The sequence below is a fragment of the Arthrobacter sp. FW306-06-A genome (genome assembly GCF_021870055.1).
Lineage (GTDB): Bacteria > Actinomycetota > Actinomycetes > Actinomycetales > Micrococcaceae > Arthrobacter.
This window is the reverse complement of sequence record NZ_CP084552.1, coordinates 2,739,007-2,765,858: the sequence shown is the minus strand read 5'-3', so window position 1 is coordinate 2,765,858 and position 26,852 is coordinate 2,739,007. Positions and strand designations below refer to the sequence as shown.

The window sequence follows — 26,852 nt, the reverse complement described above, 5'->3', positions numbered from 1 at the left end:
GCTGTGACCTCCCACAACGATTACCACCGGTCCGCACAGACGGACCGCGCCCCCCAGACGGCGCCGCAGGCCGCGGCGGCGGTGACGCTGCTGGAAGAGGTCCGTGCCGGCCTGGAGGATGTCGCGCTGCCGCTGGCCCTGCCGGGTGCCGAGCAGGCGCGGCGGGAGACGTCCGCGGCGAGAGCCCAGCTGGATGACTACATCCTTCCCCGGTACCGCAGCCTGGACGCCCCGCTGCTCGCCGTCGTCGGCGGTTCCACCGGAGCGGGAAAGTCCACCCTGGTGAATGGCCTCGTGGGCCACCCTGTGACCCGCGCCGGCGCCATCCGTCCTACCACCCGCCAACCCATCCTGCTGCACAACCCCGCTGAGGCAAGCTGGTTTGATGGCCAGCGCGTCCTGCCGGGACTGAGCCGGATCCGGGGCACCCTGGCTGCCAGTCCAGTGCCCATGGCTCCGGCCGGCGCTCCGGACAACGCGGTCGACTCGCTGGTCCTGCTGGCCGATCCGGCGGTGCCGGCGGGCATCGCGCTCCTTGACGCACCGGATGTCGACTCCATTTCCGACCAGAACCGCCTGCTGGCAGGGCAGCTGCTGGCGGCGGCGGACCTGTGGGTGTTTGTTACCACCGCCAACCGGTACGCGGACGCCGTTCCCTGGAAGCTCCTCCTGGACGCCGCCTCCCGGGACATCACCGTGGCGGTGGTGCTGGACCGCGTGCCCCAGGGCGCTGAGGCCGAAGTGAGCCAGGACCTTCGCGGACTCCTCGACCGCGAAGGACTCTCCGGAAGCCGCCTCTTCGTCATCCGGGAAACCGCCCTGGACCAGGGCGGCATGCTGCCCGCGGGAACAGTCGACGAGCTGCGCGGATGGCTGTCGTCGCTGGCCGCTGACGCCGCCGGCAGGGCCGACGTCGCCCGGCGGACCCTGAACGGCACCGTCCGCGCCCTGGCCCAGCGCATGACGGAGATCGCGGAGGCAGTCCGCGAACAGGAACGGGCAGCTGCACGGCTCGAAGCGGACGCCGTGGCAGCCTACGGTGATGCGGCCACCCGGATCCTCGACGCCACCAGGGACGGAGCGCTGCTGCGCGGCGAAGTGCTGGCGCGCTGGCAGGACTTTGTGGGCACCGGTGAATTCTTCCGGACACTTGAGCAGAACGTGGGCCGGTTCAGGGACCGCATGGGCGCCTTCTTTAGGGGTGAACCGGCGCCCGCGGTCCGGGTTGAAGCAGCCATTGAGACCGGGCTGCAGGCGGTGATCGTCGACGAAGCAGCCAATGCCGCAGAGGACACGGACCAGCGTTGGCGTTCAGATCCGGCAGGCCGCCAGCTGTTGGGCCGGGAGGATTTGTCCGGCACGGCCCCAGGCTTCGCCGACCGCGCGGCAGCCGAAATCCGCGCCTGGCAGGAAGCGTTAATGGAGCTGATCCGCACGGAAGGGCAGGGCAGGCGCACGCAGGCACGGTGGTTGTCCTTCGGCATCAACGGGCTCGGTGCCGCGCTGATGATCGTGGTGTTTTCGATGACGGCCGGACTGACTGGTCTTGAGATCGGTGTCGCGGGCGGCACCGCCGTCGTGGGCCAGCGCCTGCTCGAGGCCGTGTTCGGCGAGGACGCGGTGCGCCGCATGGCGGACAAGGCCCGTGAGGACCTGGCGGCTCGCTGCCAACAACTGCTGACGGATGAACAGCAGAAGTTCCTGCAGCGGCTGCCGGAGGACAATCCCAACCTCGCGCAGCGACTTGCCGGCCAGGCCGGGGAACTCGCGCGGCTGGCGGGAAAGGCGTGAGCCGCCACAGCGGGGCACGCGGGTCAACGCGGCTGGACAGCCGGCTCCAGGCCCTCCAGGACGCCCGCGAACTGGGGGAGGGCGTGGTCCCGGACGAGGCGCTGCAGGAAGCATTCGACGTCCTGGAACGCGCCAGTTCACGCCGCTCATTGTCCGCCGACCACACCGTGGTGGGATTTTTCGGAGCGACAGGCAGCGGCAAGTCCTCCCTTTTCAATGCCGTCAGCGGCGCGGAAATCGCAACGGCGGCCGCCCGCCGTCCCACCACATCGGAACCACTGGCGGGGGTGTGGGGAGCAAAGGGGAGCGAGGCGCTGCTGGACTGGCTGGAGGTTGGAAACCGGCACCACGCCGCACCGGTGGAGGGCTTCGCCGATGAACAGACCGGGCTGATCCTGCTGGATTTGCCGGACTTCGATTCGACCCGTGCCGCGAACCGCGAGATCGTGCAGCGGATGGTGGGAATGGTGGACGTCCTGGTCTGGGTGCTCGACCCGCAAAAATATGCCGACGCCGCCGTGCACAACGGATTCCTGGCACCCCTTGCCACCCATGGTGCCGTCACGCTCGTGGTCCTGAACCAGGTGGACCGGCTGCCTGCGCATGATCTGCAACCGGTGCTCGACTCGCTGCACGCGATCCTTGCAGGGGAAGGGCTGGGACAGGTGCGCGTGCTTGCCTCGTCGGCAGTGACGGGAGCGGGAATCCCGGAAGTGCGTGCCGCCATACGGAAGGTTGCCGTCCAGCGCCAGGCCCAGTCCCGGCGCCTGGAGGCCGATGTGACCAAGGCAGCGGAGGACCTGCGGCGCGTTTCCGGCGAGGGGGAGGCTGCGGGGGTGCGGACCGCGGCAAAGACGAGACTGGCTGAGGAACTGGCCCTGGCGGCAAACGTCCCTGCCGTGGTGCGGGCGGTAGGCCAGTCCTACCGTCTGGAGTCGGTGCGCAGGACGGGCTGGCCTGTAACCCGCTGGCTCTCCCGTTTCCGGCCGGACCCACTGCGGCGGCTCAACCTGCGGCGGGATACTCCTGCCGAGCTGAACAGGACATCGCTGCCGCCTGCCGGTGCGCCGGAACGGGCCAGGACGGATGCGGCGGTCAGGGAATTTGCGGATTCGGCCAGCGCGGGCGCGCCGGGACCCTGGCGGGCCGCAATCCGGGGAACAGCAAGGGCAGGAAGGGACAGGCTGCCCGACGCTCTGGACCAGGCCATCGCCGGAACCGACCTGGGAGCCAACCGCAAAGCCTGGTGGTGGGGGCTCTTCAACATCCTGCAGTGGCTCGCGCTGCTGACGGTCCTGGGTGGCCTGGGCTGGCTCGGCGTGCTGGCCGGGCTGGCGTACCTGCAGTTGCCGGTACCGGAGGTACCGCGAGTGGAGGGGTGGCCGGCGCCTACGCTGATGATTGCGCTGGGCGTGGTGTTGGGGATCTTCCTGGCCATCACCGGCCGCTTTATCGCGGCAGGTGCTGCCCGCGCGCGTGCTGCAAGGGCCCGACGCCGGCTCAACAGTGCCGTTGCAGGTGCAGCCCAGGAACTGGTGGTGGCCCCAGTGGAGGCCGGGATTGCCCGGCTTGCAGCCTTCAACAAGGCCCTGAAGAAGGCAGGGCCAGGCTAGGAGCTTGTTGCCTGGGCGGCGGCGAGGGCAGCCGCGGCATCGCGGATCTTAATCAGGGTGCGCAGGTTGCGGGTGGTAGTGGCGGCCTTGAACTTTGCCTTGGCACTGATTTTGCTGAACGGGCTCTCCAGGGTTCCACCCACCGGGGCCAGCCAGGCAAGGGCTTCCGGCCCCAGCTGCTGCTGGTCATGCTTTTCCAGTGCGGACCCTGCTGCTTCCAGCTCATCCAGCACCTTTGCGTCCGACGAGAGGGTGATGTAGGTGTGGGTGGACTTGTCGTCTTCGGGGAAGGGGCAGGCTTCCACCAGCTGGGCCACCCTCCCGGCATCCAGCACAACCACCCACGCCTCGTAGCCAAACGCTGCACGCAGGCACTGCTCGCATTCCTGTTTGACGGCGGCCGCGTCCAGGGTACTGGAGAGCACCACGTTTCCGCTGGCCAAAAGGGTCTTGGCATCGGTGAAGCCGCGGTTCTTCAGTGCGTCCCGAAGATCGGCCATCTTGATATTGATTCCGCCCACATTGATGCCGCGGAGGAACACTGCATAGCTGCCCATGGCCACAGCTTAGCGGCGGGAACGGGCGGGAGAGCGGACTTTGCTAGTCGTTGTTTTTCCGCAGCGCCTCGGTGAGGATCCGGCCGGCGTTGCACACCACTTCCGCGTGCAGGCGCCCCGGTTGGCGGGTCAGCCGCTCGATGGGTCCGGAAATGGAGACGGCGGCAATCACCCTGCCGGACGGACCGCGGACGGGGGCCGAGACGGAGGCGACTCCCGGCTCGCGTTCGCCAAGGCTCTGTCCCCAGCCCCGCCGTCGTACCCCTGCCAGGACGGTGGGCGTGAAGCGGGCTGACTGCAGGCCCTCAAGGAGCCGGTCGTGGTCCTCCCAGGCGAGCAGGACCTGGGCGGCGGAGCCGGCTTTCATGGACAATTGCGTGCCGACGGGGATGGTGTCGCGCAAACCGATGGGGCGTTCGGCGGAGGCGACGCAGACGCGCCAGTCGCCCTGTCGGCGGAAGATCTGCGCGCTCTCGCCGGTGGCGTCGCGCAGCTGCATCAGCACGGGCCCGGCGGAGGCGATCAGGCGGTCCTCGCCGGCTGCCGAGGCGAGCTCAACGAGCCGGCTGCCGAGGACGAACCGGCCCTGGATGTCGCGGCTGACCAGCCGGTGGTGCACCAGCGCCAAAGCGAGGCGGTGGACAGTGGGCCGGGCCAGTCCGGTAGCGGCCACCAGCTGCGCCAGCGTGGTGGGACCTGCCTCGAGTGCGTCGAGCACCTGGGCCGCTTTATCAATGACACCGACTCCACTAGAATTGTCCATGTAATGATATTGCCGTCTCAATATCTGAGATGCAAATCTTTCGGCTGGCGCAGCGCGGAGCCGTCCTGATTCAGTTGGACTAATCAGCCAAACAGCAGTGAAGGGAGATGGCCATGGCAAAGACATTGGCCGAGAAAGTCTGGGACGCGCACGTGGTGCGCAAAGGTGACGGCGAAGGAGCCAACGCCCAGCCAGACCTTCTGTTCATCGACCTCCACCTGGTCCACGAAGTCACGTCCCCGCAGGCGTTCGAAGGCCTGCGGCTGGCCGGCCGCAAGCTGCGCCGCCCGGACCTGACCATTGCCACCGAGGACCATAACACCCCCACGCTGGACATCGACAAGCCCATTGCTGATTTGACCAGCCGCACGCAGATCGAGACCCTGCGCCACAACTGCGCGGAGTTCGGTGTCCGGCTGCACAGCCTGGGCGACGCAGAACAGGGCATTGTCCACGTGGTCGGTCCGCAGCTGGGCCTCACCCAGCCGGGTATGACGGTTGTCTGCGGTGACTCGCACACTTCCACCCATGGCGCCTTCGGTGCCTTGGCCATGGGCATCGGCACCTCCGAGGTGGAGCATGTCATGGCCACCCAGACCCTGTCGCTCAAGCCGTTCAAGACCATGGCCATCAACGTCGAGGGCACCCTGCGTCCCGGTGTCACGGCCAAGGACATCATCCTGGCGGTCATCGCCAAGATCGGCACCGGCGGCGGGCAGGGCTACGTCCTGGAATACCGCGGCTCCGCGATTCGTGCCTTGTCCATGGAAGCCCGCATGACCATCTGCAACATGTCCATCGAGGCCGGCGCCCGCGCCGGCATGGTGGCCCCGGACGAGACCACGTACGCCTACATGAAGGGCCGCCCGCACGCTCCGGAAGGCGCTGACTGGGATGCCGCCGTCGAATATTGGAACACGCTGCGGACCGACGACGACGCCACCTTCGACGTCGAGGTGGACCTGGATGCCGACACGCTGGAGCCCTTCGTCACCTGGGGCACCAACCCAGGGCAGGGCGTCTCCCTGTCCCAGGCCGTCCCGAACCCGGCGGACTTCGGCGACGAAAATGCCAAGGCCGCCGCGGAGCGGGCCCTGCAGTACATGGGCCTGGAAGCCGGCACCCCCATGAAGGACATTCGCGTTGACACCGTCTTCCTGGGCTCCTGCACCAACTCGCGCATCGAGGACCTGCGCGCTGCGGCGGACATCATCCGCGGGCGCGAAAAGGACCCGAATGTGCGGATGCTGGTGGTACCGGGTTCGGCCCGTGTCCGGCTTGAGGCCGAGGCCGAGGGACTGGACCGTGTGTTCAAGGACTTCGGCGCCGAATGGCGCTTTGCCGGCTGCTCCATGTGCCTGGGCATGAACCCGGACCAGCTGGAGCCGGGGGAGCGCTGCGCCTCCACGTCCAACCGCAACTTTGAAGGACGCCAGGGCAAGGGCGGCCGCACGCACCTGGTCTCCCCGGTGGTGGCTGCAGCCACGGCGGTGCGCGGCACGCTCAGCTCGCCGTCGGACCTTGAGCCGGCCCCCGAACCCGCCGCCATCCGCATCGACGCAGCCTAGGACAGACATCATGGAAAAGTTCACCAAGCACACCGGCATCGGCGTCCCGCTGCGCCAGAGCAATGTTGACACCGACCAGATCATCCCGGCGGTGTACCTCAAGCGCATCACCCGGACCGGCTTTGAGGATGCCCTGTTCTCCGCCTGGCGCAAGGACCCGTCCTTCATCCTCAACCAGGAGCCCTACAATGCCGGCTCCGTGCTGGTGGCCGGGCCGGACTTCGGCACCGGTTCCTCCCGCGAGCACGCCGTGTGGGCCTTGAAGGACTACGGCTTCAAGGCAGTGCTATCCTCCCGCTTCGCCGACATCTTCCGCGGCAACTCCGGCAAGCAGGGGCTGCTGGCCGCGCAGGTGGCGCAGGACGACATCGAGCTCATCTGGAAGGAACTCGAGAACGCTCCGGGGACCCAGGTCACCGTGGATCTCGAGTCCAAGACCGTGGTGTGCGGCAACATCGTGGCGCCGTTCGAGATCGACGACTACACCCGCTGGCGGCTCCTGAAGGGGCTGGACGACATCGGGCTGACCCTCCAGCACGAAGCCGACATCACCGCCTACGAGGCGACCCGCCCGGCGTTCAAGCCCAAGACCCTGCCGGCAAAGCTCTCCTAGCTGCCCGGACCATTCCGGCGGCAGGGGCGGGTCCGCCACGCCCCGCCGCCGGTGCCCCCTTATTTCGGTTCGGTAACGCGACCTCCTATGCTTGGTTGGAGCCTTTGCAAGGTTTTGGGGGCTAGTGATCGTGAGGAAACCGGTATATGAGTAGTGTTCTGACAATCCGCGGCGGTGTCCCGCTTACAGGCCGCGTCAGCGTCCGTGGGGCAAAGAACCTTGTCCCGAAGGCAATGGTTGCGGCCTTGCTGGGCAACGAACCGTCGGTGTTGCGGAACGTGCCGGAAATCAAGGACGTGGAGGTGGTTACCTCCCTGTTGCAGCTGCACGGCGTGACCGTGGAGAAGGATCCGGTCAACGGTGACCTCACCCTCGACCCCAAGGCCGCGAAGACGGCATCCAGCACCGCCATCGATGCGCATGCCGGGGATTCCCGCATCCCCATCCTGCTGTGCGGGCCACTGATCCACGCCATCGGCGAAGCCTTCATCCCGGACCTGGGCGGCTGCAAGATCGGCGACCGGCCCATCGACTACCACCTGGACGTCCTGCGGCAGTTCGGCGCCGTGGTGGAGAAGCGCCCCGGCGGCATCCACATCTCCGCGCCCAAGGGCCTGCATGGCGCCAAGATCTCGCTGCCGTACCCGTCCGTCGGCGCCACCGAACAGGTCCTCCTCAGCGCCACCCGCGCCGAGGGCATCACGGAGCTTTCCGGTGCAGCCACCGAGCCGGAAATCATCGACCTCATCGCCGTCCTGCAGAAGATGGGCGCCATCATCAGCGTCCAGACGGACCGCACCATCCGCATTGAGGGCGTCCGCGACCTGGGCGGCTATAACCACCGGGCCCTCTCGGACCGCAACGAATCCGCGTCCTGGGCTTCGGCAGCGCTGGTGACCCGCGGAGACATCTTCGTCGAGGGTGCTTCGCAGCGCGACATGATGACCTTCCTGAACACCTACCGCAAGGTGGGCGGCGGCATGGACATCGGCGAGGACGGCATCCGCTTCTACCACAAGGGCGGAAAGCTGAGCCCGCTGGTCCTCGAGACGGACGTCCACCCCGGATTCATGACTGACTGGCAGCAGCCCCTTGTGGTGGCGCTGACCCAGGCCGAGGGTGTCTCGATCGTCCACGAAACGGTCTACGAGAACCGCTTCGGCTTCACCGATGCCCTGATCCGCATGGGTGCCAGCATCCAGGTGCACCGCGAGTGCCTTGGCAGCGTTCCGTGCCGGTTCGGCCAGCGGAACTTCCTGCACTCCGCCGTCATCTCCGGCCCCACCCAGCTCAAGGGAACGGACATCGACGTTCCGGACCTCCGCGGCGGCTTCAGCCACCTGATCGCCGCCCTGGCCGCCACAGGAACCTCGCGGGTCACCGGCATCGACATCATCAACCGCGGCTACGAGCGTTTCACCGAGAAGCTTGCCGGCCTCGGTGCCGATTTCGACATCACCACCACGAAGTAGAGCGGAACTGTGAAGGAATCTGCCAAGAGCAGGGCCACATTTGTGTTCATCGCCGGCATCGCCCGGCCGCTGCTGAACCTCATGATGTCCAAGACGTGGGAGGGAACCGAAAAACTTCCCGCGGGCGGCTTCATCGCCGCGCCCAACCACTGCACGGAGATTGACCCCCTGGTGGTGGGCCACATGCTGTACAACCAGGGACGGGCCCCGCACTTCCTCGCCAAGGCGTCCCTGTTCAAGGTCCCCGGCCTGGGCCCGCTGCTGAGAGCCACCAAGCAGGTGCCGGTGGAGCGTTCGACGGCGGGAGCGAACCGTTCGCTGCAGGTGGCCCAGGAGATCGTGGCTGAGGGCGGTGCCATCATCATCTACCCCGAGGGCACGCTGACGCGTGATCCCGACCTGTGGCCCATGAAGGGGCATACCGGCGCTGCACGTCTGGCCCTCGAAGGCGGAATCCCCGTGGTGCCCATCGCCCACTGGGGTGCCCACGAGGTGTTCCCCAGGTACGGCAAGCGTTTCCACCTGTTCCCGCGGAAGCGATCACGGGTACTGGTGGGGGACCCTGTGGACCTGAGCGCGTTCGACGGACGTCCCTTGGACAAGGCAACGCTGGCGGAGGCCACGGAAGTCATCATGGCTGCGATCACGGGGCTCCTTGCGAGCCTGCGCGGTGAGCAGCCGCCGGCGGAACGGTGGGACCCGGCCAAGCAACAGCAGGCCAAGCAGGGGCGGTTCGTGGAACGCGGACAGCAGCACGGTGCAGGAACGGAAGCTCCGTGACCGCTGACGCAAAGCCGGGAGCGGCCCGCACGGTCGCCGTTCTTGGCGCGGGGTCCTGGGGGACCACGTTCGCGAAAATCCTCGCAGATGCAGCCATCGCCACGGGAACGCCTCGTGCCATCAAGCTGTGGGGCCGGCGCGCCGAAGTGGTGGAGGAGATCAACACCAGCCACCGCAACAGCGACTACCTCAAGGACATCGTCCTGCCAGAAAACATCACAGCGTCTACCGACGTCAGCGAGGTGTTGGCGGGAGCCGAACTTGTGGTGATCGCCGTTCCGGCCCAGTCACTGCGTCCGCAGTTGCGGGAGTGGAAGGCCATGATCGCCCCGGGTGCCGTCGTCGTCTCCCTCATGAAAGGCCTTGAGCTGGGAACCGACGCCCGGATGAGTGAGGTCATCAGCCAGGAACTGGACCTGCCGCTGGAACGCATCGCCGTCGTCTCCGGACCCAACCTCGCCATGGAAATTGCCCGGGAGGAGCCCACGGCGTCCGTCGTTGCCTGCACGGACTCCGCCACCGCCGGCTGGCTGGCCAGGACCTGCACCGCTCCGTACTTCCGGCCCTACACCACTTCGGACGTCGTCGGCGTCGAAATCGGCGGCATCGTCAAGAACGTGATCGCACTTGCCGTGGGCATCTGCGAGGGCAGGCAGATGGGGGACAACACCAAGGCCTCGGTGATCACCCGGGGGCTGGCGGAAACATCCCGCCTCGCGCTGGCGCTGGGTGGAGAGGCCAAGACCATGGCCGGGCTCGCCGGGCTGGGCGACCTCGTCGCAACCTGTTCGTCCGCACTGTCCCGGAACCATACCGCCGGCAGGCTGCTCGGCCAGGGACTGACGCTGGAGGAGGTGGGCCGCAAGATGACCCAGACCGCCGAAGGTATCAAGTCGGGCCAGGCCGTCCACGAACTCGCCGGCAAGCTCGGCGTCGAAATGCCCATTACTGCCGCCGTGGTTGCGGTGCTGGCAGGCAAGCTGTCCGTTGACCAACTGGGGCCGGTTCTGCTGTCCCGGGAATTGAAACCTGAAGGCGATTACTGACCATGTCCCACGACACAAACACCCCCGGGGAAACGGCACCCAACAGGAAACCGCGCGTTGCGGTGCTCTTCGGCGGCCGCTCCAGCGAGCATGCGGTGAGCTGTGTGACTGCCGCCGGTGTCCTGGGCGCGATTAACAAGGACAAGTACGAGGTAATTCCCATCGGGATTGCCAAGACCGGCCAATGGGTCCTGGCCCCGGCGGAAACGGCCCAGTGGTCCCTGTCGGCCTCAGCCCTCCCCGAGGTCGTGCCCTCGTCGGAGACCGTCACCCTGGCCGAGATCGGCGGGGAACACCAGCTGATTGTGGCGTCGCCCAACCAGGTGCCGCAGGAACTGGGCGCCGTGGATGTGGTCTTCCCGCTGCTGCACGGCCCGTTCGGCGAAGACGGCACCATCCAGGGACTCCTTGAGCTTTCCGACACCCGGTATGTCGGCGCGGGGGTCCTTGCCTCGGCGGTCGGCATGGACAAGCACTACATGAAGGTGGTTTTCGAAGCTGCCGGACTCCGCGTCGGCCCCTATGTCGTGGTCACCGACAGGCAGTGGCGCCGGGACCCCGAGTCCGTCCGCAAGCAGGTGGACCGGCTCGGGTTCCCCGTGTTCGTCAAGCCGGCCCGTGCGGGCTCCTCGATGGGCATTTCGAAGGTTGACTCCCTGGACGACCTGGATGCCGCCATCGAAGAAGCCCGCCGCCACGACCTGAAGCTCGTGATCGAAGCCGGGATCGTGGGACGCGAAATCGAGTGCGCCGTCCTGGAAGGCAGGGGCACCGACGCGCCCCGGACCTCCATGCCGGGGGAGATCTCCGTATCCGGGGGAACGCACGAGTTCTACGACTTCAACGCCAAGTACGTCGAGGATGACGCCGCGGCCCTGAGCTGCCCGGCCGACATCCCTGCCGAAGCGATCTCCCGGGTCCGTGAGCTCGCTGCCGCCGCATTCGATGCCGTCGGTGCCGAGGGCCTGAGCCGGGTGGACTTCTTCTACACGCCCGAGGGTGAGTTGATCATCAACGAGATCAACACCATGCCCGGCTTCACGCCCAAGAGCATGTACCCGCAGATGTGGGCGGCTTCAGGCCTGGGCTACGCCGACCTGATCGATGAACTCATCTACCTGGCCCTGAACCGCAAGACCGGACTCCGCTGATCCCGGGGACCCTGCCGGCGTGGGCCCACGGTGGGTGGCCTGCCGGAACCTACTGGCTCTTTGGCAGGTTCTGCAGGTCTTCCTGGCCCACGCAGTTCCGGACGGAAGGGACCTTCGCTGCCGCTGCCGCCAGGTCCGCGAGCACAGTCGCGGAGCTGATCTTGTCCGGGTCCATCAGGATTTCCGTGGCAGGCTCCCGGCCGTAGGTGGTCAGCGTCCACACCGGGTCGCCTTCCTTGATGACCCAGTCGACGCCGTTAACGGTCACGCAGCGGTCGGTGGTGGGCCCCGGCACGTTGACTCCGCACCGCAGGATGACCAGCGAAGGATCCCCCCACGCCGCGGTGGCCTGGCTGTTGGTCTTCCGCAGCTTTGAATCGCCAATGGAATCAGGCAGCGCCAGCATCATCGGCGCACACGCCGGGTTGGCCGCGTCCTTGGCGGCAGTGACGTCCACTGGCGGTGAGCAGGCGGTCAGGGAAAGGGCGGCCACCGCTCCAACCATCGCCATCCTGGCGGCGCGGGCGGACAGGGGCAGGTGGTGGTGGTGCATGCTTCCAGCCTATCGCCGCCGCAGTGCCCGCCCGGACACAATGTCAGTCCGGCGCGGTAGCGTAGTGGCGTGCCTGAAGACCTCCGTAACCGCGTTGACCGCCAGCCCACCGTCGACGGCCTTTCCGAAGCCGACCTGCTGGCCCGGATCTTTCCGCGCCTGCGCATGGAGGCCGGGCACACCGCCAGCACACTGCTGGGACCTGGGGATGACGCCGCCATCGTCGCCGCCACGGACGGCAAAACGGTCATCAGCATCGATACCCAGGTCCAGGACCAGGATTTCCGGCTCCTGTGGCCCAACGGCTACCGCACCACCGGATTCGACGTCGGATGGAAAGCAGCCGCGCAAAACCTCAGCGACATCAATGCCATGGGCGCACAAGCCACGTCCATGGTTGTCAGCCTCACGCTTCCCGTCGACACGCCCGTGAGCTGGGTGGAGGACCTGGCGGACGGCCTCACGGCCGGAATCCGGGAGCTCGGAGCAGTCCGCTGTTCCGTGGCCGGCGGGGACCTGGGCCGCGGTCGTGAAATATCGGTGACGGTGGCGGTGCTGGGAACGCTCGACGGCGGGCGGCCAGTCCTCCGGTCAGGCGCCCAGCCAGGGGACGTCCTGGCGTTGGCCGGCACGGTTGGCCATGCGGCTGCGGGGCTGGCCCTGCTGGAAGCGGATATTCCGGCGGACACACTGGGCCCGGCGGAAAGAGTCTTCCTGGACCTGCAGTGCCGCCCGCGTCCGCCGCTCGCGGCGGGTCCGGCAGCCCGCGCCGCAGGGGCCACGGCAATGCTCGACATCTCGGACGGGCTCCTGCGCGACGGCAGGAGGCTGGCTGCAGCCAGCAGCGTTGCCGTCGCCCTGGATCCCGCGCGCCTGGCCGAACTGGCGGAGGTCCTGGTTCCTGCGGCCGCCCTGCTGGGAGCCGATCCTGAGCAGTGGGTGCTGGGTGGCGGTGAGGACCACGGGCTGCTGGCCACATTCCCTGCCGATGTTCAGCTGCCACCCGGATTCACTGCGCTAGGCTCGATACATGCACTCGGTACCGACGATGGCCCGGGCGTCTTGACAGCGGGTCCGGCCGCGGGCACCGGGGGATGGGATCACTTTGCACACTAAGGTTGCCGCCAACGCGCTGGCGATGAAGAGGTGGCTGGGCAAGGCTGAAACTGCCCTCGGCAACCACAGCGACCGGCTGAACGCCATCAACATCTTCCCGGTAGCTGACGGCGATACGGGCACCAACCTGTACCTCACCGTCCGCGCTGCGGCCCGTTCCCTGGTGCTTGGCGAAGACCAGCCCGCCCCGGTTGACGTCGGGGAAGTCCTCGCCACCGCAGGGCAGGCAGCCATGGAGGAGGCACGCGGAAACTCCGGAACGCTCTTTTCGGTGTTCCTCTGCGCCGCGGCCGAGCCGTTGGCCGGACACACCAGGATGACGTCCACGCTCCTCGCCGCGGCCCTCAACCGTGCCCAGATCCGCGCCTGGTCCGCCCTGAGCGACCCCGTTCCCGGAACCATGCTGTCGGTCATGGAAGCGGCAGCCCGCGCTGCAGCAGCCGTCGACGCCGGCCAGGACGGCGATGACAGCAACCATGCCCTGGGCCTCACCCTCGACGCCGCGGTGGAGGGAGCGCTGGCCGCGGTGGTCCACACGGAGGAGCAGCTCGATGCGCTGCAGTCCGCCCGGGTGGTGGATGCCGGCGGCGTGGGCATGCTGCTGATCCTCGACTGCCTTCGCTCCGCCGTGATGGGCCAGGAACTGCAGGACGAACTCCTCGACGGACTGCACGGCTACGACGTCTCCGATCCCCACATCCACGCTTCCATGCCGGACGACGACGGCGTGGAAGTCATGTGCACCATCACCCTTTCGCCCCTGAACGCCGCCACCCTGCGGCAGCGGCTCGACGAGATCGGCGAGTCCGTCATCATGAGCCAGGTGGGCAGCGGCCCGGACACCGACGGCAACTACCGGTGGCGGGTCCACGTCCACGTCCCGGAACCAAACCCCGCCGTGGACATCATCCGGTCCCTCGGTGAACCATCCCAGATCAGCATCAGCGAGCTGGCGCTTCCCCGGGACGCTGCCGTGGATGCGGTGAATACCGGCGGGCATGAACGCTGAGCTGGACCTGGCCCTTGAACGGCGGATCGGAAAGCGGTCCGCCGCGGTCATCGAGAAACACCTCGGCATCACCACCGTCGAAGGCCTGCTTAACTACTTTCCCCGCCGCTACCTGACCCGCGGTGAACTGACACCCATCAGCGGGCTTCCGCTTGACGAGGAAGTCACCCTCATCGCCCGGGTATTGTCCAGCAGCACCCGGCACATGCAGGCACGCCGCGGAACCATCACGGACGTCATAGTTTCCGACGACGACGGGCAGCAGGGGCTGCGGCTGGTGGGAGGCCAGGACTACCACGGCAAGGTGCCGGGAACGCTGAAGATCAGCTTCTTCAACGGTTACAAGGCAAAAGCTGAACTCCTTCAGGGCCGGCGCGCCCTGTTCTCAGGAAAAGTCACCCGGTTCAAAGGGCAACTGGGCCTCACCAACCCGGACTTCCTCATCCTGGACGAGGACCCCTTCGCGCCGGGCAGTGATGATCCGGAGAAACTCGCAGCCATGCCGATTCCGGTGTATCCGGCTACCGCCAAGCTCCCCAGCTGGAAGATCCAGAAGGTGATCGCCACGCTGTTGGAGACCGCTGACCTCGGCTCTCTGGCGGACCCGCTTCCCCCCGCAGTGGCAGACCGGGAGGGCTTCCTTCCCGTGGCCGACGCCTACCGGCTTATCCATGCGCCTGAAACAGCGTCTGACTGGAAACGCGCCAGGGACCGGCTCCGCTACCAGGAGGCCCTGGTTTTGCAGTCCGCACTGGCCCGCCGCCGTGCCCAACTCGCCGCCGAGGAAGCCACCGCGCGGCGCCCCGTCAACGACGGGATCCTGTCCGCGTTCGACCAAAACCTGCCGTTCACCCTCACAGCCGGCCAGGCCGCCGTCGGGAAGACGCTGGCAACGGAACTGGCACAGGACGCGCCCATGAACCGGCTGCTGCAGGGCGAGGTGGGCTCCGGCAAGACCGTCGTGGCACTCCGGGCCATGCTCCAGGTGGTGGACAGCGGGGGACAGGCCGCGCTGCTGGCACCCACCGAGGTGCTCGCCGCCCAGCACTACGACTCCATCCGCCGCACCCTTGGCCCGCTGTCCAGCGACGGACTCCTGGGTGGGCTGGCCGGCGGCGGGTCTTCCGTGCAGGTCACTCTACTGACGGGCTCCATGCCCACCGCGGCCCGGAAGCAGGCCCTGCTGGATGCCGCCTCAGGGACGGCGGGAATCATCGTCGGAACCCACGCCCTGCTCAGCGACAACGTGTCCTTCTACGACCTCGGCCTGATCGTCGTGGACGAACAGCACCGCTTCGGCGTGGAACAGCGCGACGCCCTGCGGGCCAAGGCCCGGAAGCCGCCGCACCTGCTGGTCATGACCGCCACACCCATTCCCCGGACCGTGGCCATGACCGTGTTCGGCGACCTCGAAACCTCCACCCTCGATGAACTGCCCAAGGGCAGGGCCCCCATCGCTACCCACCTCGTGGGCCTTGCGGAGAACCCCGCCTGGGCGGGACGGATCTGGGCCCGCGCGCGGGAGGAGATCGACGCCGGCCACCAGGTGTACGTGGTCTGTCCCAAGATCGGAACGGACGACGACGGCGACTTCAGCCCGGGGGAGGCTGCGCCTCCGGGCCTGGAGGCGGAGGAGGGACGGGAGCTCGCATCGGTCACCGGCGTCGTGGACTATTTGCTGGCCGAACCCTCACTGGCAGGGGTTGCCCTGGCCCCGCTCCACGGGCGCCAGGACCCGGAGCTGAAAACGGACACCATGGCCGGGTTCACTGCCAACCGCATCAAGCTGCTGGTCTCCACGACGGTGATCGAGGTAGGCGTGGATGTGCACAACGCCACCCTGATGGTCATCCTGGACGCCGACAGGTTCGGAATCTCGCAGTTGCACCAGCTCCGCGGCCGCGTTGGCCGCGGCGGCCTGCCCGGGACCTGCCTGCTGGTCACTGCCCTGGAACCGGGCCACCCCAGCAGGAGACGGCTCGAAGCCGTCGCCGCCACCACGGACGGCTTCGTCTTGTCGCAGGAGGACCTCAAGCTCCGGCGCGAAGGCGACATCCTGGGCGCTTCCCAGTCAGGCGGGCGGTCAACTCTGAAGCTGCTGCGGGTCCTTGAGCATGAGGACATCATTGCCCGCGCCAGGGAAGACGCCCAGGCCATCGTCGGCCAGGATCCGCTGCTGTCCGCCCACCCCGAACTTGCCGATGCCATCGAGAAGTACCTCAACCCCGAGAAGGAGGCGTTCCTTGAACGCGGTTAGCAACCAATGCCTGCAGGGCGCCGGCGGATCGCGGTGGTCGCGGTGACCCGGATCATTTCAGGTGCGGCGGGCGGCACTCCGCTGACAGCGGTCCCGGGATCCCTGACCAGGCCTACCACTGACCGCGTTAAGGAAGCATTGTTTTCCCGCCTCGATGCCTTCGATGTGATCGCGGGTTCCCGCGTGCTGGATCTGTATGCGGGCTCTGGCGCGCTGGGTGTGGAAAGCGGCAGCCGGGGAGCCCTGACGGTGGACCTGGTGGAATCCGATGCCAAGGCAAGCGGCGTGTGCCAGCGGAACGCGGACCTGATCAACGGTGTTCTGGGCCGCAAGGCGGTGACCGTGCACCGCGCCCGGGTGGAGCCCTTCCTCGACCGCGCCCCCGAGGCCACGGCATGGGACCTGGTGTTCCTGGACCCGCCGTACCCGCTGGAGGAGGCCGGGCTGTCCGGGGTGCTGGAGAAACTCGCCGGGCACCTGGCCCCGGGCGCCGTCGTCGTAGTGGAACGCTCCTCCCGCTCCCCTGAACCGGGGTGGCCGCAGGGCCTGACCAGGTTCGCCGAGAAGAAGTACGGGGAGACCCGGCTGTGGTACGCGGAGCCGTTCGTGCCCGATGCAATCGCCGCCGAGGACCTGCCCGGGACGGACGGGCCGGATTCCCTGCGGGCCTAGCCCGAGAAGGGGTCCAGGTCCACCCCGGCCAGGACCCGCGCCGGGTGCGGGCCCCGCGCGGTCAGTTCGGCCGTCCAGGCTTCCGGCCAGGGGCCCTGCGTGCCCGCCAGGATAATGTTGCCCGGGTACCGGCCCTCAAACATCCCCGCTTCGGCGAAGGCGCCGACATCGGCCATGGCCTCACGCATCGCGGCCACCTGGCTCCTGACCAGCGTGAGGGCCGCTTCGTCGCCGACGTTGACAATAAGCAGCCCGTCCGGGCGCAAGCGGTGTCTGGCCTCCCGGTAGAAGCCGCTGGTGGCGATGTGGCCCGGTGCTTCAGGACCGGAAAAGATGTCCAAAATGACGACGTCGAACGTAAGGTCCGGAGCAAGCGCGGCGAGTGCCTCGCGGGCGTCGCCGATGATCGTGGTGAGGTCCGTTCCCTCAGGCATGGGCAGGTGCCTGAGGACAAAGTCGAGCAGTTCACGTTCCAGCTCAACTGCATACTGGATGGAACCGGGGCGGGTGGCCTGGATGTACCGTGCCAGGGTCAGCGCCCCTGCTCCCAGGTGCAGGGCCCTGATGGGTTCTCCCGGCGGTGCCGCGAGATCCACCAGATGCCCGATCCTGCGGAGGTACTCATAGAAGATCTCCGCCGGGCGGTCCAGGTTCACGTGGGACTGTTCGGCTCCGCCGATGGCGAGGACATAAGCGCCATCAGTAAACGCGTCAGGTTCGATGGTGGCATGCTGGCCTGTTGTCCGGAGGAACCTGCTGATGGCCCCGCCACTGCCGCCGGGCATCAGAGCCTGCCGCGCAGCGTTGCCAGCCGGGCGGCAGCCTCCTCCAGGACCTCCGTCTTTTTGCAGAAGGCAAACCGGAGCAGGCTTCGCGTGCGTTCGGCTCCCTCCGGATGGCAGAACACCGGAACGGGGATGGCGGCCACCCCCACCAGTGCGGGCAGCCGCCGGGCGAGGTCCAGGGCGTCCGTGATGCCCAGCGGCGCCGTGTCCACGTTGACGAAGTAGGTGCCCTTGGGGGTGAAGACGTCAAAGCCCGCGGCCCGGAGCCCGGCGCTGAGGATATCGCGCTTCTGTTCCAGGGCGGCGGCGATGCCGGTGTAGAAATCGTCCGGCAGGGCCAGGCCCGTGGCGATCGCGGCCTGGAACGGAGTGCCCGAACTGTAGGTGAGGAACTGCTTCACCGTGCGGACGGCCGAGACCAGTTCCTCGGGACCGCTCAACCAGCCGATTTTCCAGCCGGTCAGGGAAAAGGTCTTGCCGGCGGAGGAAATGGTGATGGTCCGGCCTGCGGCTCCCGGAAGCGCCGCCACCGGCGTGTGGCGGACGCCGAAGGTGAGGTGCTCGTACACCTCGTCGCTGATGATGATGGTGTCGTGCTTCTGCGCAAGGTCCACCACGCGCTGCAGGATCTCCGCAGGGAAAACGGCGCCCGTGGGATTGTGCGGATTGTTCAGCAGGACCACCCGCGTCCGCTCATTAAAGGCAGCTTCCAGTGCCGCAGGGTCGGGCAGGAAGTCGGGCGCGGCCAGGGGCACGGTGGCGTGCGTGGCGCCCGAGAGGCCGATGACCGCGCCGTAGGAGTCGTAGAACGGCTCAAAGGTCAGGACCTCGTCGCCGGGTCCGGCAAACGCCAGGAGGGACGCAGCGATCCCTTCGGTGGCACCGGTGGTGATAATGACCTCGGTTGCGGGGTCCGGCGCCAGCCCATAGAAGCGTTCCTGGTGCGCGGACACCGCCTCCCGAAGTGGGGGCAGCCCCTTGCCGGGTGCGTACTGGTTGGCCCCTGCAGCGATGGCTGCCCGGGCGGCCTCCCTGATTTCTGCCGGCCCGTCTTCATCCGGGAAGCCCTGACCCAGGTTAATGGCGCCGGTCTGGACGGCCAGGGTGGTCATCTCCTCGAAGATGGTGACGCCCAGGCCGCCGTCCGGAGCGAGGAGGTTGGCTCCGAGCGCTGTCCGCTGCCAGGGAGCAGGTGCCAGGGGGGTGGAAAGTTCCCGTGGTGGATGCATTCAGTCATGTTATCCCGGCCTTTCCATGGGGTAGGTTCGAAGCATGCGACGCGCTGTGTGCCCCGGATCCTTCGACCCCATCCACAACGGCCATCTTGAAGTCATTGCAAGGGCTGCGGGTCTTTTCGACGAGGTCATCGTGGCCATCTCCACCAACTACGCGAAAAAGTACATGTTCAGCCTCGAGGAACGGCTGGAGATGGCGCGCGAAACCCTCGCGTCCCTCAAGGGCATCGTGGTGGAGCCGGTGGGCGAGGGCCTCCTGGCCGAGTATTGCCGCCAGCGGGGTGTGTCCGCCATCGTCAAGGGACTGAGGTCATCGTCGGACTTCGACTACGAGCTTCCGATGGCCACCATGAACCGCCAGTTGAGCGGAGTGGAGACAGTTTTCCTCCCGGCCGAAGCAAGCTACGTCCACCTGTCCTCCACGCTGATCAAAGAGGTGGCGGTCCTGGGCGGCAGCGTCACGGACTACGTGCCCCGGTCGGTGCACCGCCGTATGGTTGCCGGCGAGCCTTCGGCGGATCAGCAGCCAAGGCGGTAGGCTGGATCGGTACTTCGGCGCTGCCTCCTGCCGGTTTGAGTCACCATGGCTCTTCAGGCTAAGATGGTACGTCGGTCATATGTTCAACAGGAGTTCTCATTAACAGAGATGCTGGTTCGCCCCTGGCGTTCGACGTCAAGGACCTCGGGCGCAGCCCGGGAAGCATGCGGACGCTGAAGGAACATGTACCCGCACCGGGTGATCTTGGTGTGGCGCTTATTGGTGTTCAGGAAGGCTCGGATGTCGAGCTCGACCTGAGGCTTGAGGCCGTACACGAAGGAATTCTGGTATCAGGAACCGTTGTCGCTGAAGTAACCGGCGAGTGCGGCCGATGCCTGGATCCCCTTGCGTATGACCTTGAGGTCAATGTGCAAGAACTTTTCTTCTACGAGGGCGCTGAGTTCTCGGACGGAGAAGAAGATGAAGAGCAACGTCGAGTCGAGCACGATGTAATCGATCTTGAACCGGTGTTGCGGGACGCGGTTGTCACCAATCTGCCGTTCCAGCCGGTGTGCCGGGAAGACTGCCAGGGCCTTTGCTCCGAATGCGGAGCTCGCCTGGAAGACGAGCCGGGGCACCACCACGAGGTCCTGGATCCTCGCTGGGCTGCCCTAGCTGATATGGCTAAGCCTGACCGGCAAAATTGATTTGTACGTGTTTGTCTAGAGAGAAATGAGTTAGCCGTGGCTGTTCCCAAGCGGAAAATGTCTCGCTCGAATACCCGCGCCCGCCGCTCGCAGTGGAAGGCGACCGCCCCTCACCTGGTGAAGACCGTTGAGAACGGCCAGGTCACCTACAGCCTGCCGCACCAGGCAAAGGTCGTTACCGACTCTGCTGGCACCGCGCTGTTCCTTGAGTACAAGGGCCGCAAGGTCGCTGACGTCTAATCGGCCCAACAGGCTGACTGATGTCTTCAACTGAAGAGCTTCTGAAGCGTCTCGGTGTCTCTATTGACGCCGGGACGCTTCGTCTTGCGCTCACGCACCGTTCGTACGCCTACGAGAACGGCGGCATCCCCACCAACGAGCGGCTCGAGTTCCTGGGCGACTCCATCCTGGGGTTCTCCGTGACCGACGCCCTCTACCGGGACAACCCGAACCTGCCCGAGGGCGAACTCGCCAAGCGCCGCTCCGCCGTCGTCAGTACCCGTGCGCTTGCCGGCATCGGCCGCAGCTTGGGCATCGGGGAATTCATCTATCTTGGCCAGGGCGAGAAGCTCACCCATGGCAAGAACAAGGCTTCCATCCTGGCGGACACCATGGAAGCCCTGATCGGGGCCACCTACGTCTCGAACGACATCGAGACGGCGCGCCAACTGGTCATGCGGCTAATTGGTCCGCTGCTGAAGGATGCCGCCGTCCTGGGCGCCGGCACCGACTGGAAGACCAGTATCCAGGAACTCGCAGCCAGCCGGCAGCTGGGCAGCATCCACTACGCAGTGGAGGGTTCCGGGCCTGACCATGCCCGCACCTTCACCGCTGTCCTGAATATCGGCGGAACCGCCTACGGCAAGGGTTCCGGCCACTCCAAGAAGGAAGCGGAACAGGAAGCCGCGGCAGACGCGTGGCGGGTGCTTTCCGGCGCTGGGGCCCAGGAGGCCTCCAGTACCGGCGCAAGCTCCGTGGCCGCCCAGTAGCGTCCATGCCCGAACTGCCCGAGGTGGAGGTTGTCCGCCGTGGCCTGGTGAACTGGGTCCGCGGCAGGACCATCCGTGATGTTGAAGTCCTCGACCCACGCTCCATCCGCCGCCATGCCCTTGGCGTCGGGGACTTCATCGGCAACCTCGAAGGTGCCACTGTCTCCGACGTCGTGCGCCGGGGAAAGTTCCTCTGGATGCCGCTGGTGGACAGCTCTGCTGCCGGATTGGACACCCCGGAGACCGATTGCCTGCCCCACGTTGCCCTTATGGCGCACCTGGGCATGAGCGGGCAGCTGCTGATGCAGGACCCAGCCGTCCCCGATGAAAAGCACCTTAAAGTCCGGTTCCGGCTCAGCCCGCGGGACGGGATGCCGGATCAACTGCGGTTCGTGGACCAGCGGATCTTCGGCGGCCTCTTCGTCACCACGCTGGTACCCACTGACGACGGCGGACCAGGCGGCCTGGCGGAATCCCCTCTTCCCCTGATTGCAGAGGAAGCAGCACACATTGCCAGGGACCCCCTGGACCCTGCCTTCTCCTTTGACGTCTTCTACCAGCGCCTCCGCAAGCGCAAAACGGGGCTGAAGCGGGCGCTGCTGGACCAGGGACTGGTGTCCGGCATCGGCAACATCTACGCCGACGAAGCACTGTGGCGTGCCCGCCTGCACTTCGCCCGGGCCACCGACACCCTGCGCAGGAGTGAAGCCCAGCGCGTCCTCGACAGCGCCCGCGAGGTAATGCTCGATGCCCTGGCAGCAGGCGGGACCAGCTTTGATTCGCTGTACGTCAACGTCAACGGCGCCTCAGGCTACTTTGACAGGTCCCTCAATGCCTACGGCCGGCAGGGCGAGCCCTGCAGGAGGTGCGCCGCAGCGGGTATCAATGCGACCATCCGCCGGGACCAGTTCATGAACCGTTCCTCCCACACCTGCCCCGTCTGCCAGCCGCGGCCCCGCAACGGCCGCTGGTAGCGGCCGCCCAACCCCGCCTCGCAGGCCCGCTCAGCGGGAGCCGTAGTAGTCCGTGAGCCGGGCGAGGCCTTCGTCGATGGATACTTGGGGAGTCCAGGCGAGGAGCGCGTGGGTTTCACGCTGGTCGAACCAGTGTGCCGTGGACAACTGCTCTGCGAGGAACCTGGTCATGGGCGGTTCGTCCTGCTTGCCGAGCCGAAGCCACGCCCGCTCCACCACTGATCCTGCCAGCCGCGCCAGTGGGCCGGGGACGGACCAGGCCGGAGCGGGTACGCCGTCGGCAGCGCAGATCCCTGCAATGAGTTCGCCCACGGGCCGGGGCTCACCGTTGGTGACCACCAGCGCCCGGCCGCGGATATGCCCCATGCGCTCCAGCGCGGCAACGATGGCGGCTGCCGCGTTGTCCACGTACGTGGTGTCGATCAGGGCAGCACCGGCATCCAGCAGCGGCAACCGCTTCCGGGCCGCCCGTGCCAGCACCCGTTCCACCAGCTGGGTGTCCCCGGGTCCCCACACCACGTGCGGCCGCACCGCGGCGACACGGAAGTCCGGTGCGTCTGCGGCAAGGGCCAGCAGTTCCGCCTCGGCTTTGGTGCGGGAGTAGTCGCCGTGGGCATGTACCGGGTCGGCCGGCTCAGCGCCCAGCCCTGCGATGGCGGCCCCCGAGTTGGCCACCGACGGCGAGGACACGAAAACGAAGTCCCTGACCCCGGCGTCGCGTGCTGCCTGGAGCAGCCGCCGGGTTCCCTGGACGTTCACTTCGTTGAATTCCTGCGCACGGCCGGTAAAGGAAACCTTGGCGGCCAGGTGGATGACGCCCTCAACGCCCCGGACGGCTGCCGAAACCGCCGCCTCATCGGTGAGGGAGCCACTGCGGTCCGTCACGCCGTCGACCCTTGACGGACGCCGCTGGAAGGTGGTGACCGCATGGCCCTTCCGCACCAACAGGCCTGCCACCTCCCGGCCCAGCAGCCCGCTGGCGCCGGTGACCAGCACCCTCATGGGGTCCCCGGGCGGCCGCCCGCCAGCACGGACGATGCCCACCGGGCCAGCCGCGTCCGGTCGATCTTGGCGTTGTGGCGGACGTCGGTGGGCTGTTCGGGGACAACCAGTACGGCGGCGACGGACACGCCCGCGCCGCGTGCTGCGGCCCGCACCTTGCCCGCCAAGTCCGGACCGGCAAGGCCGGCTTTCGGGGCCGGCGGGACGGTTTCGACGACGGCGGTGACGGCCTGCGTCCCCGCCGGTCCCACCCCTACCACGGCTGCCATGCCGACGCCGTCCAGGCTTTCGATGGCCTGTTCCGGGCCTACCGGGGTCACTGCGCCGCCAGGTGCAGTGACGACGTGCGCAAGGCGTCCTTCCACCCACAGCCGTCCCCGGGCGTCGAAATGGCCCACGTCCCCGGTGCGGTGCCATCCGGCGGGACCGCTGCTCAGCTCCTGGGTCAGCCAGAGGCGGTCGTAGGCGTCCTTGACGTGCGGCGCATTCACCAGGACCTCTCCCGTGATGCCCGCATCGGTGACGGGCAGGGAGCCAGGGGCGGTGCCGTCTCCTGCCAGGGGGACAACGGCTACGCGGGCACCGTGGACGGGCAGGCCCACACACACGCCGTTGCCCGCGCCCGTCATCGTTCCGGCAGCGGCATCAGCGGCGGCGGCCTGGATTTGTTCGAAGCTGATGTCGGTGACGGGCAACGCCTCGGTCATCCCGTATGGGGTGTGCAGCGAAGCGCGGGGCACCAGCTGCTGCACCTTCGCGAGGAGTGCTTCGGGAACGGGCGCGCCGGCGGAGAGGAGCAGGTCGACGCGCTCGAGTGCGGACGTACCCTCCGGGGTGAGTCCGCCATGTGTGGCGACGACGTTGCGCAGGGCAGCGGGGGATGCGAAGACCACCGTTGCATCGATGGCCGCCCCGGCATCGGCGAGGGCGCGTGCAGTCAATGTGCGGGGTGCGGTGACATCCATCGCCGGCGTCACCGAGACGGCCCCCAGGGCTGGCCCCAGCAGGGCAAAGGGCGCGAAACCCGCCACCAGGCGCTGGCCGGGACGGATCCCAAAGGTTTGGGCCACGGTGTCCCGCATGGCGGCAAGCTGCCGATGGGTATACAACACGCCCTTTGCAGGACCGGTGGAACCGGAGGTGAAGAGCACCGCGGCGGGGGAGTCCGGGCCCGGCAGGGGCCGCGCAACACTGTCCGCAGCCCCGGCCCTTTCCGAACCTGCCCTCGCCAGGGCGGCAAGGGAGGTTTCCACCCCGAGGAGGCGGCGGCGTCCCGCCGGGAGCTCCTGCACACTGATGCGCCGGGCTGCCCACCCGAGGGCCTGGGCGGCGGCCAAGGCCTTGTCGATCCCGATCAGGACATCGGGAGTGGCTCCCTTGACGGCCCTGCTCAGGCCCCTGGTGCCCAGGCCGGCGTCGGCCACCACCACCACAGCACCGAGCCGCAGGCAGGCATATAGGGCCACGGTGAGGTCCACCCCCGGCGGAACCATCAGGCTCACCCGGCTGCCCGACCCAACGCCCGCCTCCTGCAGGCCCGCGGCAAGGTGTCCAACAGCCGCCTCCAGCTGCTTCCACGTCAGGAAGCGGGCCACGGTGCCGTCCGTTGCCATTTCGACGACGGCCCTCCCGTCGCCCGCTGGTCCCGCCGCCAGTTCGGCAAGCGGCGCCCATAGGGGCTCAAAGCCGTCGGTGCCCTGTACGGCGGCGGGGGCATCGGCAGCACGGGTGCCACCACCGGTAACGCGCCCCGCGAGCCACTCGAAGACCGGCGTGGCAATGTCCCGGTCCTCGGCCACCAGGTGCCCCGCGCCCTCGTAGCGGTGCACGTCCGCATGCGGGAGCCGGGTGATGAGGTCCTTGAGGTAGCGGTCCGAGAAGATGGGGTCGCGCGGACCCCACAGCATCAGGGCTGGAACATCCAGCCCGCGCACCCCCTCCGCCACCCCGGTGAGCGCGGCGAAGCTTGGGTGGGATGCGTCAACGGGGATGTCCGCAACAAAGTTGCCCACCCCGGCGCGCCGGGACGCCCCGCGGTAAGGGGCCATGTAAGCGGTCCGGACCTCCGCGGACAGTGGCGGGTGTGCCAGAGAATGCGTCACCCGCAGGAAGGCATCCGAGGTGATGGTGCCCCATTTGTGGACGGCGGGGTGCAGGGCAAGCCGCAGCGCTGCCGGAAGGGGAGAGCCTTCCGGCTGGTGCACGGCGGTGTTGGTCAGGACCACCCCGGCCAGCTGGTGTTCGTGCGCCAGGGCCCAGCCGAGGCTGATGACGCCGCCCCAGTCGTGGCCTACGGAAACCACTGGCCCCTCCAGGGCCAGGGCGTCGGTGAGGTCGCCCAGGTCGTTGATCCTGTCGGCCAGCCGCCGGACCGTCCCGGTGCGCTCGGAAAATCCCATGTCCAACTGGTCCACGGCCACCACACGCCATGGATGGGCCGCGTCGGATCCGCCGGCCAGCAGGGTCCGCCACAGGTAGGACCAGGTTGGGTTGCCGTGCACGCACAGCAGGGTCCCCAGGGGAGCCAGTCCGCGGCGGGCAAGTTCTGCACCGTTATCCAGCAGGTGCCAGCGGTGCACGGTGCCGGGGGCATCAGCGCCGGAGGTGGAGGGGACTTCGAGTTCGCGTGACCATTCGGCGTTGACGCCGGGCCAGTCCGCGATCACCAAACGATTTCCAGCATGGCGGTATTCAGGCCGGATCCCACGCCCATGCACAGGACCCGGTCACCGCTCCCCAACGACTGCGCCTCGGCTGCCAGCGTCATGGGAAGGGAGGCAGGCCCCACATTGCCCCAGTGCGGGAACGTGATGGGCACCTTATCCGGGTCCAGGTCGATCGCCTCAATAATGGCCTGCGTGTAGGCGTTGCTGACCTGGTGGGTGACGTAGCGGTCCATGGCAGCCCAGTCCCACTCGGGCTGGGCCTCATGCCAGGCTTCGACGACCAGCTGCAGGCCGCCGTCGAGCAGTCCCTTTGTATCGGTGTGCATGCCGTCGATGCCGCCCACGCACAGTTCGTGGTGTTCGGTGCCGGCCCGCATCACGCCGCCCACCACGCGGTGGGCGCCGGGGTGCTGATCCGCCGGTCCCAGGACGGCGGCGGCGGCTCCGGAGCCCAACGTCAGCGTGGCGAACTCACGGTTGAAGTCGGCCCGGGTGGTTTCGGGCCGCTGGAGGCGTTCCAGGGTGGCCTCCTGGGTCAGCTGGGCGTCCTCGCCATTGACAATCACGGCGTACCTGATCTGGCCCGAATCGATCATGTTGCCGGCCAGGGTCAGGGCATTGACGAAGCCCAGGCAGGCATTGGCAAGGTCGAAGTTCATGGCCGACGACGGCAGGCTGAGTCCGTGGTGGATCTTCACCGCGACGGACGGTTCCAGGTTGCGCCTGGTCACCGAGGTGTTGATCAGCAGGCCGACGTCGGATGCCTCGATGCCCGCCTCGGCCAGGGCCTTGGCACCGGCTTCCACCGCAGCGTCATCGAACGACGTGCCGGCGGCCCACCAGCGGCGGTGCGTGATGCCTGCGACGCGTTCCAGCAGCCGCGGCGGGAACTTCAGCCGCTGCAGGGTTGACGCCAGGCGCCGGTCAAAGTCCGTGGAACTCACAATCCTTGGAGCTTCAACGCTGCTCACGGAGAGCAGCGCGGTGTTGCTGTGGCGGAAGGTTGCATTACCTGCCAATTCAAGCCCCTCTTCGTTTCTGTCCCGCATTCCTGC

Annotated in this window: 25 protein-coding genes; 17 read left to right on the top strand and 8 right to left on the bottom strand. The window is 67.6% G+C overall.

Annotation, left to right across the window (positions count from 1 at the left end; genetic code table 11):
- The first annotated feature begins 3 nt into the window (after window positions 1-3).
- Both LFT49_RS12930 and LFT49_RS12925 read left to right on the top strand, forming a co-directional pair.
- A complete protein-coding gene (locus tag LFT49_RS12930) occupies window positions 4-1,791 on the top strand; it encodes a dynamin family protein (protein ID WP_442863709.1) in 1,788 nt (595 codons plus the stop codon).
- Window positions 1,788-3,404 (top strand): GTPase, encoded by a 1,617-nt coding sequence (locus tag LFT49_RS12925; RefSeq protein WP_237428458.1) that lies wholly within the window; start codon window positions 1,788-1,790, stop codon window positions 3,402-3,404. The genes LFT49_RS12930 and LFT49_RS12925 overlap by 4 nt, the downstream gene beginning before the upstream one ends.
- Here LFT49_RS12925 and LFT49_RS12920 read toward each other — a convergent pair.
- Together LFT49_RS12920 and LFT49_RS12915 are read right to left on the bottom strand one after the other, a co-directional pair.
- On the bottom strand, window positions 3,401-3,961 hold the full coding sequence (locus tag LFT49_RS12920; protein WP_237428457.1) for a DUF1697 domain-containing protein: 561 nt from the start codon (window positions 3,959-3,961) through the stop codon (window positions 3,401-3,403). The genes LFT49_RS12925 and LFT49_RS12920 overlap by 4 nt on opposite strands.
- Before the next feature lie 43 nt (window positions 3,962-4,004).
- Entirely contained in the window at window positions 4,005-4,724 is a 720-nt protein-coding gene (locus LFT49_RS12915) for an IclR family transcriptional regulator (protein ID WP_009356552.1), read from the bottom strand.
- Between the two features lie 113 nt (window positions 4,725-4,837).
- Here LFT49_RS12915 and leuC point away from each other — a divergent pair, with 113 nt between their 5' ends.
- From leuC to LFT49_RS12885, 6 genes are all read left to right on the top strand, one after another.
- Entirely contained in the window at window positions 4,838-6,292 is a 1,455-nt protein-coding gene (leuC, locus tag LFT49_RS12910) for a 3-isopropylmalate dehydratase large subunit (protein ID WP_237428456.1), read from the top strand.
- A gap of 10 nt (window positions 6,293-6,302) precedes the next feature.
- On the top strand, window positions 6,303-6,905 hold the full coding sequence (leuD, locus tag LFT49_RS12905; RefSeq protein WP_237428455.1) for a 3-isopropylmalate dehydratase small subunit: 603 nt from the start codon (window positions 6,303-6,305) through the stop codon (window positions 6,903-6,905).
- Window positions 6,906-7,051: 146 nt separating this feature from the next.
- On the top strand, window positions 7,052-8,377 hold the full coding sequence (murA, locus tag LFT49_RS12900) for a UDP-N-acetylglucosamine 1-carboxyvinyltransferase (protein ID WP_236798680.1): 1,326 nt from the start codon (window positions 7,052-7,054) through the stop codon (window positions 8,375-8,377).
- A 9-nt stretch (window positions 8,378-8,386) separates the two neighbouring features.
- On the top strand, window positions 8,387-9,157 hold the full coding sequence (locus tag LFT49_RS12895; RefSeq protein ID WP_236819897.1) for a lysophospholipid acyltransferase family protein: 771 nt from the start codon (window positions 8,387-8,389) through the stop codon (window positions 9,155-9,157).
- On the top strand, window positions 9,154-10,203 hold the full coding sequence (locus LFT49_RS12890) for an NAD(P)H-dependent glycerol-3-phosphate dehydrogenase (RefSeq protein ID WP_237428454.1): 1,050 nt from the start codon (window positions 9,154-9,156) through the stop codon (window positions 10,201-10,203). Before LFT49_RS12895 ends, LFT49_RS12890 begins: the two co-directional genes overlap by 4 nt.
- 2 nt (window positions 10,204-10,205) lie before the next feature.
- Window positions 10,206-11,354, top strand: a complete 1,149-nt coding sequence (locus tag LFT49_RS12885) for a D-alanine--D-alanine ligase family protein (RefSeq protein WP_236798677.1) — start codon at window positions 10,206-10,208, stop codon at window positions 11,352-11,354.
- 49 nt (window positions 11,355-11,403) lie between these two features.
- On the opposite strand, the gene LFT49_RS12880 is transcribed toward LFT49_RS12885, so the two are convergent.
- The gene (locus LFT49_RS12880; RefSeq protein ID WP_237428453.1) at window positions 11,404-11,907 is read right to left on the bottom strand and encodes a DUF3515 domain-containing protein; all 504 of its coding nucleotides are present in this window, start codon (window positions 11,905-11,907) and stop codon (window positions 11,404-11,406) included.
- A gap of 69 nt (window positions 11,908-11,976) precedes the next feature.
- Here LFT49_RS12880 and thiL point away from each other — a divergent pair, with 69 nt between their 5' ends.
- Genes thiL through rsmD form a run of 4 tightly spaced genes read left to right on the top strand, consistent with a single transcriptional unit; the run spans window position 11,977 to window position 16,961 of the window.
- Window positions 11,977-13,023: a thiamine-phosphate kinase gene (gene thiL, locus LFT49_RS12875; protein ID WP_237428452.1), complete on the top strand. Its 1,047-nt coding sequence runs from the start codon at window positions 11,977-11,979 to the stop codon at window positions 13,021-13,023.
- Between the two features lie 22 nt (window positions 13,024-13,045).
- Window positions 13,046-14,032, top strand: coding sequence for a DAK2 domain-containing protein (locus LFT49_RS12870; protein ID WP_237430516.1), 987 nt, complete (start codon window positions 13,046-13,048; stop codon window positions 14,030-14,032).
- Window positions 14,022-16,289, top strand: a complete 2,268-nt coding sequence (locus LFT49_RS12865; RefSeq protein ID WP_237428451.1) for an ATP-dependent DNA helicase RecG — start codon at window positions 14,022-14,024, stop codon at window positions 16,287-16,289. The genes LFT49_RS12870 and LFT49_RS12865 overlap by 11 nt, the downstream gene beginning before the upstream one ends.
- Before the next feature lie 42 nt (window positions 16,290-16,331).
- A complete protein-coding gene (rsmD, locus tag LFT49_RS12860) occupies window positions 16,332-16,961 on the top strand; it encodes a 16S rRNA (guanine(966)-N(2))-methyltransferase RsmD (RefSeq protein WP_237430515.1) in 630 nt (209 codons plus the stop codon).
- Here rsmD and LFT49_RS12855 read toward each other — a convergent pair.
- Both LFT49_RS12855 and LFT49_RS12850 read right to left on the bottom strand, forming a co-directional pair.
- On the bottom strand, window positions 16,958-17,746 hold the full coding sequence (locus tag LFT49_RS12855; protein WP_237428450.1) for a spermidine synthase: 789 nt from the start codon (window positions 17,744-17,746) through the stop codon (window positions 16,958-16,960). The two genes, rsmD and LFT49_RS12855, sit on opposite strands and share 4 nt — an antisense overlap.
- Window positions 17,746-18,975 (bottom strand): aminotransferase class I/II-fold pyridoxal phosphate-dependent enzyme, encoded by a 1,230-nt coding sequence (locus LFT49_RS12850; protein ID WP_237428449.1) that lies wholly within the window; start codon window positions 18,973-18,975, stop codon window positions 17,746-17,748. Before LFT49_RS12850 ends, LFT49_RS12855 begins: the two co-directional genes overlap by 1 nt.
- Window positions 18,976-19,018: 43 nt before the next feature.
- Here LFT49_RS12850 and coaD point away from each other — a divergent pair, with 43 nt between their 5' ends.
- From coaD to mutM, 5 genes are all read left to right on the top strand, one after another.
- Window positions 19,019-19,519 carry a pantetheine-phosphate adenylyltransferase gene (gene coaD / locus LFT49_RS12845; RefSeq protein ID WP_236798671.1) on the top strand — a complete coding sequence of 167 codons (501 nt, stop codon included), beginning with the start codon at window positions 19,019-19,021 and terminating at the stop codon, window positions 19,517-19,519.
- A gap of 122 nt (window positions 19,520-19,641) precedes the next feature.
- Window positions 19,642-20,166: a YceD family protein gene (locus tag LFT49_RS12840; RefSeq protein WP_236822036.1), complete on the top strand. Its 525-nt coding sequence runs from the start codon at window positions 19,642-19,644 to the stop codon at window positions 20,164-20,166.
- A 36-nt stretch (window positions 20,167-20,202) separates the two neighbouring features.
- Window positions 20,203-20,406, top strand: coding sequence for a 50S ribosomal protein L32 (gene rpmF, locus LFT49_RS12835; protein ID WP_009356569.1), 204 nt, complete (start codon window positions 20,203-20,205; stop codon window positions 20,404-20,406).
- Between the two features lie 20 nt (window positions 20,407-20,426).
- On the top strand, window positions 20,427-21,155 hold the full coding sequence (gene rnc, locus LFT49_RS12830) for a ribonuclease III (RefSeq protein WP_236798669.1): 729 nt from the start codon (window positions 20,427-20,429) through the stop codon (window positions 21,153-21,155).
- A gap of 5 nt (window positions 21,156-21,160) precedes the next feature.
- Window positions 21,161-22,129, top strand: coding sequence for a bifunctional DNA-formamidopyrimidine glycosylase/DNA-(apurinic or apyrimidinic site) lyase (mutM, locus tag LFT49_RS12825; protein WP_236798668.1), 969 nt, complete (start codon window positions 21,161-21,163; stop codon window positions 22,127-22,129).
- Between the two features lie 30 nt (window positions 22,130-22,159).
- Here mutM and LFT49_RS12820 read toward each other — a convergent pair whose 3' ends face one another.
- The 3 genes from LFT49_RS12820 to LFT49_RS12810 are packed head-to-tail and all read right to left on the bottom strand — an operon-like array spanning window position 22,160 to window position 26,816.
- The gene (locus LFT49_RS12820; protein ID WP_237428448.1) at window positions 22,160-23,131 is read right to left on the bottom strand and encodes an NAD-dependent epimerase/dehydratase family protein; all 972 of its coding nucleotides are present in this window, start codon (window positions 23,129-23,131) and stop codon (window positions 22,160-22,162) included.
- A complete protein-coding gene (locus LFT49_RS12815) occupies window positions 23,128-25,800 on the bottom strand; it encodes an alpha/beta fold hydrolase (protein WP_237428447.1) in 2,673 nt (890 codons plus the stop codon). The genes LFT49_RS12820 and LFT49_RS12815 overlap by 4 nt, the downstream gene beginning before the upstream one ends.
- A complete protein-coding gene (locus LFT49_RS12810) occupies window positions 25,794-26,816 on the bottom strand; it encodes a 3-oxoacyl-ACP synthase III (RefSeq protein ID WP_236798665.1) in 1,023 nt (340 codons plus the stop codon). The genes LFT49_RS12815 and LFT49_RS12810 overlap by 7 nt, the downstream gene beginning before the upstream one ends.
- Between the last annotated feature and the right edge of the window lie 36 nt (window positions 26,817-26,852).

Coding starts and splice junctions, on each gene's coding strand:
- LFT49_RS12920 (WP_237428457.1), bottom strand. CDS start 3,961: ATGGGCAGCTATGCAGTGTTCCTCCGCGGCATCAATGTGGGCGGAATC.
- LFT49_RS12915 (WP_009356552.1), bottom strand. CDS start 4,724: ATGGACAATTCTAGTGGAGTCGGTGTCATTGATAAAGCGGCCCAGGTG.
- leuC (WP_237428456.1), top strand. CDS start 4,838: ATGGCAAAGACATTGGCCGAGAAAGTCTGGGACGCGCACGTGGTGCGC.
- leuD (WP_237428455.1), top strand. CDS start 6,303: ATGGAAAAGTTCACCAAGCACACCGGCATCGGCGTCCCGCTGCGCCAG.
- murA (WP_236798680.1), top strand. CDS start 7,052: ATGAGTAGTGTTCTGACAATCCGCGGCGGTGTCCCGCTTACAGGCCGC.
- LFT49_RS12885 (WP_236798677.1), top strand. CDS start 10,206: ATGTCCCACGACACAAACACCCCCGGGGAAACGGCACCCAACAGGAAA.
- LFT49_RS12880 (WP_237428453.1), bottom strand. CDS start 11,907: ATGCACCACCACCACCTGCCCCTGTCCGCCCGCGCCGCCAGGATGGCG.
- LFT49_RS12870 (WP_237430516.1), top strand. CDS start 13,046: ATGAAGAGGTGGCTGGGCAAGGCTGAAACTGCCCTCGGCAACCACAGC.
- LFT49_RS12865 (WP_237428451.1), top strand. CDS start 14,022: ATGAACGCTGAGCTGGACCTGGCCCTTGAACGGCGGATCGGAAAGCGG.
- LFT49_RS12855 (WP_237428450.1), bottom strand. CDS start 17,746: ATGCCCGGCGGCAGTGGCGGGGCCATCAGCAGGTTCCTCCGGACAACA.
- LFT49_RS12850 (WP_237428449.1), bottom strand. CDS start 18,975: ATGCATCCACCACGGGAACTTTCCACCCCCCTGGCACCTGCTCCCTGG.
- coaD (WP_236798671.1), top strand. CDS start 19,019: ATGCGACGCGCTGTGTGCCCCGGATCCTTCGACCCCATCCACAACGGC.
- rnc (WP_236798669.1), top strand. CDS start 20,427: ATGTCTTCAACTGAAGAGCTTCTGAAGCGTCTCGGTGTCTCTATTGAC.
- mutM (WP_236798668.1), top strand. CDS start 21,161: ATGCCCGAACTGCCCGAGGTGGAGGTTGTCCGCCGTGGCCTGGTGAAC.
- LFT49_RS12820 (WP_237428448.1), bottom strand. CDS start 23,131: ATGAGGGTGCTGGTCACCGGCGCCAGCGGGCTGCTGGGCCGGGAGGTG.